Genomic DNA, 9802 nt, shown 5'->3' with positions numbered 1-9802 from the left:
CGTTCGATCTCAACGGGCATGTCATCCATCCCATTGGCACGCTGGCCAGCCCGATGCTCATGCTCTTGGTTCTAGATGGCTAATGCATCGGCACCAATAGCCGTATTTCGAGCACAAAACCTAGTGCGGCTTCTCATTGCCTATGTCCGGCGTCTCCTCGAACTTCTTGTAGGTTTCGTCCTTCTTCTTGGATTCGCGAGAGGCAGAAAGGCTCGAAACCAAAGAGTGGGCAACGCGGCTGACGGTATCTGCGACCAATCCTGTTGCAACGCTGCCCGCCTCGCCCATGCCTTGAGCGGCATGCTTGACCTGTTCCGTACTAGGGCGATGTTGTGCCAAGACGGTAGCCATAGCACCCCCTGCCGCCATCACCATGTTAGTTGCGAGCTGACGGTTTTGCGGACTTTGCAGAAATCCCAATAGTATCTTTGACTTCCTAATAGAACGAGGGATACGAATTCCGGCAATCTTTTTGGGGATTTTGTAGGATTTCGCCATTTTCGACATCCTTGACTGTGCGGTAAACCGAATTAGGGGGAAAAGATTGCTGTATCTTCTCGTAACGCTCCGTCCTGATGTGCGTCATCAAACAGCCATAGATCCGGTGGTTCCCTTCATGAAGACGAGCGCTCGTGGAGCACTAGCCAGCTCAGGGTGACGACCAGCTGATCGCCGGGTTCGGCCGCGACATCCTGGATGGTGGCGCTGGGCGCGACAATTTCGGGGTGCAGAGCATCGGGCTCGTGCTGGCCGTGTCGAGGGCCGAGGCTTTCAGAGGGCCCTTCGTCCGTCCAGCACCTACATGACCCTCCTGCTGGAGCAGGGGCTCATCCTGCGCATTTCGCGGAGCCGACTCTCACCGGCGGCGATCCGGCCAAGGCGGACCGGTACCGGCGCGTGCCCTACTTCCTGATCATGGAATGGGAGAAACCGGTGGCACGAAGCTGCTGACAGCTCGTCACCTGAACTCGACTGATGGCAATGAGCTGCACCCTCATCTCCACCCGGATTTTCTCGCGGGTATCCGTCCCGGCCAGTATGATCCGGCATAGGATCTTCAGCCAGGACAACGCAAATGCCGGCAGGCCTTCTTTCTCCGAGCGATAGGACAGAGCTCGATCTATGTCGAGATAAGCTCGCTTCAGTGGGTCAGGTGAGTGCGCAGGTAGCGCAGCAGATGCGGTGTCTTGGTGAGGTGCTTCGCCCCTGCGATCTGAGACAGGCGCTGGCCGAGATTACGGCGGCTGCCGCTCCCTACACGCAGGCCATGAGGCAGATCGACCAGACAGGTGCCCGCATCGGCGCCGCCCTGCGCGCCATCACCGACTATGCACCTGCCCGCTGAGGAACGCCCTGATGTCCGAGACCGCAACCGCACCTAAGCCGGTAACCACGCCCGACCCCACCAGGTATCTGGTCAGCATTGCCGGCCGGCAGCTGGACTTCCGCCAGGGCCTGCCGCTGACCGCCGGCGACTGGGTCAGGATGGAGCGCAACCCCGACCCGCATGCCCGGGTGTGACACTCAAGCAGGCCAATGGCGGCGATGTCGGGTTCGGCACGCTGGTGACCATCGTCGAGACGATCGCGCGCAAGATCGAGCCGTGGATTACCCGCGACGACGTCGAAGCGATGACGCTTTCCAACCTCGCCGCTGCCTTTGCCCTCGATACCAAGATGCGGCGCGTGAATGCCCTTCTGGGCGGTACGGCCGACGACATGGCCAAGCTGGAGAAGGCGGCGCTGCAGCTAGGGAAGAGCACGAGCTTCTCTGCCTCTTAGGTCGCCGACGGCTTTCAGGTGCTGGCGCAGGCCGGCTACGACGCCAACACGACCATCAAGATGACCGGCGAGATCATCAACTTCGCCGGCGCCGAGATGATCTCGTTCGATCGTGCCGCGCAGATCATCACGAACACGATGAGCCAGTTCGGGTTCGACACGAACCAGACAGCGGAGATCATCGACAAGTTCGTGACCATCGGCGCCTCGTCGAAGACCAACGTCGACGAGCTTGGGCAGGCGATGTTGAAGGTCGGGCCGATCGCGCGTGGCGCCGGCCAGAGCTTCGACGAGATGCTGGTGACGCTCGCCGGCCTGGCTGAGAGCGGCGTGAAGGCCGAGGTGGCCGGCACGGCCCTGGCTGCCGCGATCGGTCGGCTGCTGGACCCGCCCAAGAAAGCTGCGGCCGTCATCGACAACCTTGGGATCAAGATCACCGACAGCACGGGCAAGATGCGCCCGTTCAACGACATCCTGAAGGACGTGGCGGCCAGTGGCGCCACGACCGCGGATGTCATCAACCTGTTCGGCATCGAGGCTGGCCGCTACCTGATCAGCCTGACGAACAGCACCGAAGCGACCACCAAGTTCGCCCAGGTGCTGGATGGACCGCTGACCAAAGCCAGCGAACATCGCCCAGACGAATATGGAGGGCTTGACCGGCTCCTGGGAGCAGCTCGACGGCGCCCTGGAGACCCTCGCCATCACGATCGGGCGTGCTGGTCTGGCCGATTGGGCCACTCAGGTAGCCCGTTCGGCTACCGACCTGGTCGACTCGCTGGCGACGCTGAACCCGGAGATGCTGCGGCTCGGGACCATCGCCGGCGTCGCGGCCACCGCCACGGGCCCGATCATCATCGGCCTGGGGGCCGTGACGGCGGCGGTCGCCGCCATCGGCGCGCCTGTTGCTCTGGCAGTCGCCGCAGTGGCTGCCCTGGGGGCCGCACTCTTCGCGTTCCGCAACAGCCTGGGGCCGCTGGTCAACGCCGCCAAGCCGGTCTTCGACGTCATCGCCAACACCTGGCGGGTCGCGATCGCCAAGATCCAGAGCCTGTTCGACAACGTAGTGGCCGGCTTCCGCGAGGGCTTCGTGGGCGGCATCGGCCGCGTCATGGCGATCGTCCCAGGCCTGATCGCCGGGCACATCACCAACATCATCCGGACCATCGTCAGCTTCTCACCCCAGGTCAGCACCAGCGTCCTCGGCTGGTTCCAGAACATCCGCTGGTCGGACGTAGGCCGCGCCCTCCTGAGCGGCGCCCAGATCATCGGCCAGACGATCCTCAGCTACTTCAAGGGATTCGCCCAAGGTTTCGCCAGCGCCAGGGGGGCCGACCTGCAGCGCATCGGCAAAGTGGCGGTCGAGGCCATCGCATCGGCGATCCAGCGACCGCGGGCATTGGTCGAGCGGGCCTTGCAGTCCCTGTTCGACATCGGCAACCAGCTTGCCGCCTACGTGCAGGACCGTTTCGCCGCCTTGGCGCCGGGCGTGGTCGACGGCGTGAAGCTCACGGCCAGGCGGGCGCTGGCCGGCGTCACCGAGGCGATGAAGTCGCTGTTCGACATCGCCGAGCCACTCAAGACCTACATCCGCGACAAGCTCGGCAGCCTGTCCGACGCGATCGTTCGATGGCTCTCGTCGGCGATCGATCGCGCGAAGGCCATGCTGGGCAGTGCCTGGCAGACCCTGTTCGGTAGTGCGGGCGCCGCCGCCGAGACGATGGGCCAATCGGTTGATCGCGCGGCAGAGTCGGTGGGCAACCTCGGCAAGCTGACAGGCGACAGCCTCCAGGACATCGAGAACCTCAAGAACGAGCTCAGCGGCGCCGCCGGCCAGGCCGAAATCCTGGGCGGCGCGAATGACGACCTGCTGGGCGGCGTCCGGCAGTTGGGCGACGCCATGTCGGGCGCAGCCGGCAGCACGTCCCTGATGGGCTCGGCCGGCAATGACCTCCTGACCACCAGTCGCAACCTCACCCCTGCCCTGACCGCCAATGCCGAGGCGCTCCGCCTGGTGGGCGGGAGCGGCACCGACACGCTTCAGTCGCTCGATGCCGGCTGGTCCTTGCACACGACGAACGTCCAGTCCTGGACCGAGCAGATCAGTTCGGCGTTCAGCGGCACCTTCATGAGCATGAAGAGCACGCTGGGCGACTTCGTCCGCACCGGCCAGCTCGACTTCGACAACCTCGCCAGCGCGGTGATCGGCGACTTCATCAGCATGGGCGTGGATGGCGTGTTCGCCTTTGCCCAGAAGGGCCTGGGCGACCTGCTGGGCTTCTCGGAAGGCGGGACGGCCACGACACGACCATGACCGACACGGGCCAGGGCCTGTTCGGCTCGTTCGGCGACTTCGTCGGCTCGATCTTCGGCGGGATGGGCGAGGACTCGCTGGCGGCCGGGACGGCGGTGACGACCAACGTCGGGGCGGCCACGTCGACATCGCAGGGCCTGTTCGGCGAGCTGGGCAACTTCGTCAGCAACGTCTTCAACAGCATCGCCGAATGGGCGGGCAGCCTTGGCTCGGCCCTGTCCTCGGCCTTCAGTTCGGCCATCAATGCCATCTCGGGCATGTTCGGCGGCCTGGGCAACACCGTCCAGAGCATCTTCAGCTCGATCGGCTCCTGGGCGTCCAACCTGTTCAGCAGCCTGGGCAGCACGTTCAACAGCTTGGTCTCCAGCATCTCCAGTGGTCTCGGCAAGGTCGGTGGCTGGCTGGGCGACATCGGCAAATCGATCACCAAAGTGACCGGCGACCTCCGCACGTTGCTGGGCAACGCCGGCATGGGCGCGGGCATCGGCGGGATCATCGGCAATCTAACCGGTGGAAGCTCGACCGGCGGCTCGATTGGCGGTGCGATTGGCGGCATCGCGGCCGGCTCTTCGTGGTTTGCCAGCACGGGGCTAGGTCAACTCCTGGGCAGTTGGGCCGGGCCTCTTGGCAGCATCGCCGGCGGCTTGCTCGGCAGCGTCCTGGGAGGACTGTTCGGCAGCAAGCCGAGCGACAAGATGATGTCGGCAACGGTCAGCTACCGCTCCGGGCCGATCACGTCGCTGGGCGGCAACCTCTCTGATGAGAAGTTCTCCAAGGAGAACCAAGACGCCGCAAAACAGATCGCGAACACCATCGGCACCATGGCGCGCAAGCTGCAGAACGCGACAGGCGGCTATTTGACCGATGGCGTGGCCGTCGAGGTCGGCAGCCGGGACGGCGTCAAACTGCTATACGGAACCGGCCAGCAGTCGGTCAAATACAACAGCGTCGAGTCGCTTCTCAGCGCTGCTTGGAACCACATGCTGACCAAACTGGTCGGCGACGACAAGTCCAAGATCTCGACCATCAAGTGGGCCACCGGCGGCGACGCGATCTTCAGCAAGCGCACCATCCTGGAGGTCGGCGAGGCCGGGCTGGAGCGCGTCACGGCGCAGAAGCTGGGCGGCTCCTATGGCGGCAGGTCCGGTGGCGGCAGCGTCCACATGCACTTCCACGGTCCCGTGGCGACCAGCGGCCTGACGATGAACCAGTTCAGCCAGGACCTGGTGGCCAACGTCGAGCGCGAGACCTTCCGGCGCCGCGGTCGCCGGGCATTCTAGTCCCGCACGAGCTCGAACGCCTCGGTCGCCACATTGCCCTCGCACCCGGCATGCTCACCATCCACGACCATGATGTCGTGGGTGGCAAAGCCGGCGTCGGTCGTGATGGCCTTGGCGTTCGGTTCGACCAAGCAGGCGATCAGCGGCGAGAGCAGTTCCGGCTTGGCCTCCGCGGCCCCGGACTGGATGAGCCTCAGCCCCTTGCTGTGCGCGTCCGCGTCCTTCCACACGATCACGACCGACATGCCGCCCATCGGCACCAGCCGGCCATTGGCCGCATGCGCCGGCACCGCGGCTGCCAGGAACACAGAGGCCAGGGCCGCTCGGTATATCATCCTCATTGCCACCGTCCTCGGTTGGCCGCCTCATTACCGGAAAGCGGTGGCCGCAAGGCAAGGCCAGTTGCCCAAGCACCCCAGCCGCCGCCCCCGCAAGTGGGTCCATGCCGTGTGATGGATCCTCGGCTGCCCACCGACCTGGTGGTGCTTTTCTGCGCCATGGCGACCGCGTCGAAATTTTTGACAGCCTCGCTCCGGTTCAACGCGCCACGCATGCAATGTCAGAAGATGCTCAGGCCGGGTGATTGCCCATTAGTTCGCCGAGGCGTACTGGCCGTTCCGGTGCCCAGTCTTTGTTGAAGGCGATAGTGCCCTGCCTGAACAGCATCACGATCGTCGAGCCGAGAAGGAAGCGGCCCATTTCCTCGCCCTTTTTCAGCACGATGTCCTGGTCGACATAGGTCCATTCGGATGCCTTGTTGGTGCGCTTCGGATTGACCACGCCGTGCCACACGGTGGCCATGCTGCCGACGATGGTGGCGCCAATCAGCACCATCACGAACGGACCGTATTCCAGCGATTCGAACACACACACCACGCGCTCATTGCGCGCAAACAGGTTTGGCACGCCGCGCGCAGTGGTCGGATTCACTGAGAACAACGTGCCCGGCACGTAGATCATGCGCGCGAGCTTGCCGTCGCATGGCATGTGCAAGCGATGGTAATCCTTGGGCGACAGGTACAGGTTGGCGAAGCTGCCGTGGCGGAACTGCGCCGCCAGCGCGGTGTCGCCGCCGACAAGCTCCGTGGTGGTGAAGCGGTGGCCCTTGGCCTGCAGGATGTGGTGGTCGTCAATGGCACCAAATTGGCTGATCGCGCCATCCACAGGACAGACGAAGTCAGCCGCCGCCAGCGGACGCGCGCCGGCCTTGAGTGGACGTGTGAAAAATTCGTTGAAGCTCTTGTAGCTGGCTATCTCCGGATTCTTGGCTTCGTTCATGTCGACGCCGTACTTACCCGCGAACCAGCGGATCAGCCGGGTCGTCATCAAGCCTCCCTGCGCTCCGGCGACGCGGCCGGCGAAGGTGGTCAGACGCTGCTTCGGCAGCAGGTATTGGAGCAGGACTTCCAGGCGACTGGACATGATGAACCTCGAAGTAAAGACACGATCGTTATAGTGCCATGGACAGCCATGAGGAGATTTGTCTCCGTTAGGGTCCGTTAGCTTTTGAGCCGTCGAGGGAGCCAATGAGGCACAGGGCGCCCATGAAGGAAGTCGCGGTCTCCCCATAGCGGGTGGCGACGGCGCGCCACTCCTTGAGCCTGGCCCAAAGGCGGCTCGACGCGGTTGCGGTTGTGGTAGATCCAGCACGAGCAGGCGACCGGTGCCTCGTGCCGCTGGATAAGGATCACCGGCCGGCTGCCCAGGTTCCAGATGTGCTCGCGGAAGGCATGGCCGGTATAGCCGCGATCCGCCACCGCCCACCATGGCACGCCGGCAGCCGGGCCAAGCAGGCCTACGGCCTGTGGCAGTTCATGCGCCTGGCCCGGCGCCAGGCTGAACGCAATGGCGCGACTAGAGCCATCCGCGATCACGCAGGCCTTGTGCCATCGGGCTGAAGCCCGAACCCCCAGAGAGATGTCAGCCAGCACCCTTGAGGCTGAGCTCATGCGCCTCATCATGCGCGAGGCGGATCGAGAGAACTTCCGGCGGCGCGCAACGAAATGCGCAACTGCCTGTTGCGTCGAGTTGCGTGGTGCGGCCACCACCGGCAGGTGTTTGTTGGTCTCCGCAACAGATGCAACAGTACAGCCGTTGCACTTGTTGCAGAAGTTCCTTCCGTTTCGAGGCGGCGCTCAGTAAGCTTGGCGCTCAGTCAAGCAACATCGGGTAGAAAAGCTGTGCGCTCTTTGGTCCAGAGGGCTGGATGTCCTGGTCCTCTTGCTGCATCACCACTTGGCTGATGGCCGACCGTCAGCGCCAGTCTGGGATGATGGAGCGAGTGATGGAGCGGGTAAAACTCAAGCCTTTCGATGCCGCAGCGTATCTGGACACGCCAGAAGATGCGCAGGCGTTCCTGGAGGACGCCTTCGAGCATGGGTCCGTAGCCGAGATCGTTCATGCGATGATGATCGTCGGACGATCTTCTCTGGTGGCGGGCCACACCCCCGCGGCTGGCCCTGGCGGTGATCGCTCACGAGAAGCCGGGGCGGCCGGCCCTCTGTCCTTTGCGGACGCGCTCGAGATCCTGAAGGCGGCAGGGCTCAGATTGGCGGTGGTGCGGCCTGGCCCAACGCTGACCAGCTGAAACGCAGCCGCATTCTACATGCCGCCAGAGAGGCAGTCGAACTTGCGGATGCAACACGCTGGCTGATGCGTGCTGGCATGCGCAGGCTGCACGTTGAGCCTGCATCTCACAGTCGCACTCCACGATTTCTGGGATAGCTAGTCTGACAAGATCAAATACCGTGCAGTGTACTGATAATAATATCGCAGCACTATTAGCACGAACCAATCAGGTTCGCGCGGTATTTTTCAGAAATCAATGATTTCATTATTGAAATGATATCGGCAGAAGATTGACGACCCGCCTTAGACGTGACGTTCATCGTGCCTGCGTTGGCGTATCCGCAGGCCCCAATGCCGCGACAACGATCTGCGCCGACAAAACCTATGCCAACAAGCGCGATGGGGCAGGCGCATGCTCCTGACGGTCAGCCAGGCCGCTCTCTTTGCCGGGAGGCATATGAGTCAGATCAGCCGAGCCACTCGAGACGGCAGAATTCCAATTGTTGGACGAACTGCGGCAGGCGACCCGATCGTCGATTCCGTCGATGTTTCCCGGTTGTATGATGATTGCAGCATGGAGCGGCTCCTCCGGGGGTTGCGGGAGCATCATGAGGGAGCGAGAAGAACCGCTAAGGGTGGCACAGAGGGCCTGCTCCTTGGGCGAGAGCATGACACAATTACGGAATGGGAGTTGCAGATAATGGCGCTGCTTGGACTGATACGAGCCTAGCCTCGATCCCGAGATGGCCCCCTTAGCCGCACACCTACTCCGCCTTCGCTCGCGGGAATGAACTCGATACCGGCATCTTCGAAGGCTCGTTGAAGAGCCTCTCTGATAACAGGCCTAGGCGGTGCTCCGGTCGCCTCAAACCGGTTGACCGTGGCAACTCCTACCTTCGCTCGGGTCGCCAGATCCTTGGCGCTCCAGGAGAGCGCTGCACGAGCCATCTTGCACTGTGTCGCGTTGATCATTTGATGAAAATGCCATCATTTTAAGCTTGACGCAAGCGCGGCCACAGCGCATCCATCCATCATTCGATTGCAAATCAATCGAATTCGGCCCGGTGGGAAGGTGATAGCTCCCGCACCGGGCCTAACCACCAACCGATGAGGGACATCGGCCATGGCTGCACACGCTCATATCATCTCTCGCCAGACCTTGCTTGCCGGGATCGCAGCGGCCTCTGTAATGAGCATCACAGGAAACACCCTCCTGATCCAAACTGCTGTCGCCGCAACCGCTGCTGAAGTCAGATCTGCGTCGGCAAAGACTACCCTGTGGGACCTCTGGGAGCAGCGCTGCCGGTGCCAGGCTGAACGCGACCGGTTCGACGAATTCCAGCAGTCCGATGCGTTCTGGTTCTGGGAGGATCGACGGCTTGAGCTGGAGGGGCAGATTATCTCGGCCCGGGTCGGCTGCCTGGATGACCTGCGCGCCAAGATCGAGCTGATGCGCTTCAATGCGGGCCCGACTGGACCTGGAGCTGACGACGATCTGGACGCATCGATCGCAGCTGGCTTCGACTTCCTCTTCCCACGCGTCTAGCACCCAATGCCCCGAGGCGCTGGCGAGGAGCAACCGCCAGCGCTTGGCACAACGACCTTATGAGCTACTGGGTGCCTTTTTGGAAGCTCGCTGGCGGAGCGGTAGTTCCCAAGCTACGCGCCGGGTTCGAGTCCCAAACAAGCTGGAGCGATGATCGGGATCATGTCGAGCAATGCGATACCAGATGAAACGATGTCGGCTGTCCTGGCAGCGAGCGTGGACCTCTGCGCCGTCGTGATTGCGGTCGAGGCTGGATCACCACGGGTGCTGGTGGTGCAGGCAGGACCGGGCGATCCGGCAACTCTACCTGCTG

At 63.0% G+C, this 9802-nt stretch carries 9 protein-coding genes and 2 pseudogenes; 8 read left to right on the top strand and 3 right to left on the bottom strand.

Annotation, left to right across the window (positions count from 1 at the left end):
• Positions 1-120: 120 nt before the first annotated feature.
• Positions 121-498 (bottom strand): hypothetical protein, encoded by a 378-nt coding sequence (locus EQG76_RS29285; protein ID WP_159718757.1) that lies wholly within the window; start codon positions 496-498, stop codon positions 121-123.
• A 158-nt stretch (positions 499-656) separates the two neighbouring features.
• Here EQG76_RS29285 and EQG76_RS33795 point away from each other — a divergent pair.
• The 6 genes and pseudogenes from EQG76_RS33795 to EQG76_RS29260 all read left to right on the top strand — a co-directional run.
• Positions 657-806: pseudogene (locus EQG76_RS33795) on the top strand (hypothetical protein); the annotation flags it as partial.
• A gap of 550 nt (positions 807-1356) precedes the next feature.
• Positions 1357-1521, top strand: coding sequence for a hypothetical protein (locus EQG76_RS29280; RefSeq protein ID WP_159718756.1), 165 nt, complete (start codon positions 1357-1359; stop codon positions 1519-1521).
• On the top strand, positions 1518-1781 hold the full coding sequence (locus EQG76_RS29275; protein ID WP_159718755.1) for a hypothetical protein: 264 nt from the start codon (positions 1518-1520) through the stop codon (positions 1779-1781). Before EQG76_RS29280 ends, EQG76_RS29275 begins: the two co-directional genes overlap by 4 nt.
• Before the next feature lie 60 nt (positions 1782-1841).
• Positions 1842-2297 (top strand): annotated as a pseudogene (locus EQG76_RS33790) (phage tail tape measure protein); the annotation flags it as partial.
• Between the two features lie 139 nt (positions 2298-2436).
• Entirely contained in the window at positions 2437-4095 is a 1659-nt protein-coding gene (locus EQG76_RS29265; RefSeq protein WP_159718754.1) for a phage tail tape measure C-terminal domain-containing protein, read from the top strand.
• Positions 4092-5375: a hypothetical protein gene (locus EQG76_RS29260; RefSeq protein WP_159718752.1), complete on the top strand. Its 1284-nt coding sequence runs from the start codon at positions 4092-4094 to the stop codon at positions 5373-5375. The genes EQG76_RS29265 and EQG76_RS29260 overlap by 4 nt, the downstream gene beginning before the upstream one ends.
• On the opposite strand, the gene EQG76_RS29255 is transcribed toward EQG76_RS29260, so the two are convergent.
• A complete protein-coding gene (locus tag EQG76_RS29255; protein WP_159718751.1) occupies positions 5372-5716 on the bottom strand; it encodes a hypothetical protein in 345 nt (114 codons plus the stop codon). The genes EQG76_RS29260 and EQG76_RS29255 overlap by 4 nt on opposite strands.
• A gap of 229 nt (positions 5717-5945) precedes the next feature.
• A complete protein-coding gene (gene asd / locus EQG76_RS29250; protein ID WP_159718750.1) occupies positions 5946-6797 on the bottom strand; it encodes an archaetidylserine decarboxylase in 852 nt (283 codons plus the stop codon).
• Between the two features lie 820 nt (positions 6798-7617).
• Between asd and EQG76_RS29245 the strand changes: the two genes are divergently transcribed.
• Both EQG76_RS29245 and EQG76_RS29240 read left to right on the top strand, forming a co-directional pair.
• Positions 7618-7962 (top strand): helix-turn-helix domain-containing transcriptional regulator, encoded by a 345-nt coding sequence (locus EQG76_RS29245; RefSeq protein WP_159718749.1) that lies wholly within the window; start codon positions 7618-7620, stop codon positions 7960-7962.
• Between the two features lie 1104 nt (positions 7963-9066).
• Complete coding sequence (locus EQG76_RS29240) at positions 9067-9489, top strand: hypothetical protein (RefSeq protein WP_159718748.1); 423 nt, start codon at positions 9067-9069, stop codon at positions 9487-9489.
• Positions 9490-9802 lie beyond the last annotated feature (313 nt).

The sequence above is a fragment of the Geminicoccus flavidas genome (assembly GCF_009806515.1).
GTDB lineage: Bacteria > Pseudomonadota > Alphaproteobacteria > Geminicoccales > Geminicoccaceae > Geminicoccus > Geminicoccus flavidus.
The sequence above is the reverse complement of the archived record's forward strand: the minus strand, read 5'-3'. Positions and strand labels throughout refer to the sequence as shown.

Coding starts and splice junctions, on each gene's coding strand:
- EQG76_RS29245 (WP_159718749.1), top strand. CDS start 7,618: ATGGCCGACCGTCAGCGCCAGTCTGGGATGATGGAGCGAGTGATGGAG.
- EQG76_RS29255 (WP_159718751.1), bottom strand. CDS start 5,716: ATGAGGATGATATACCGAGCGGCCCTGGCCTCTGTGTTCCTGGCAGCC.
- EQG76_RS29285 (WP_159718757.1), bottom strand. CDS start 498: ATGGCGAAATCCTACAAAATCCCCAAAAAGATTGCCGGAATTCGTATC.
- EQG76_RS29260 (WP_159718752.1), top strand. CDS start 4,092: ATGACCGACACGGGCCAGGGCCTGTTCGGCTCGTTCGGCGACTTCGTC.
- asd (WP_159718750.1), bottom strand. CDS start 6,797: ATGTCCAGTCGCCTGGAAGTCCTGCTCCAATACCTGCTGCCGAAGCAG.
- EQG76_RS29280 (WP_159718756.1), top strand. CDS start 1,357: ATGTCCGAGACCGCAACCGCACCTAAGCCGGTAACCACGCCCGACCCC.
- EQG76_RS29240 (WP_159718748.1), top strand. CDS start 9,067: ATGGCTGCACACGCTCATATCATCTCTCGCCAGACCTTGCTTGCCGGG.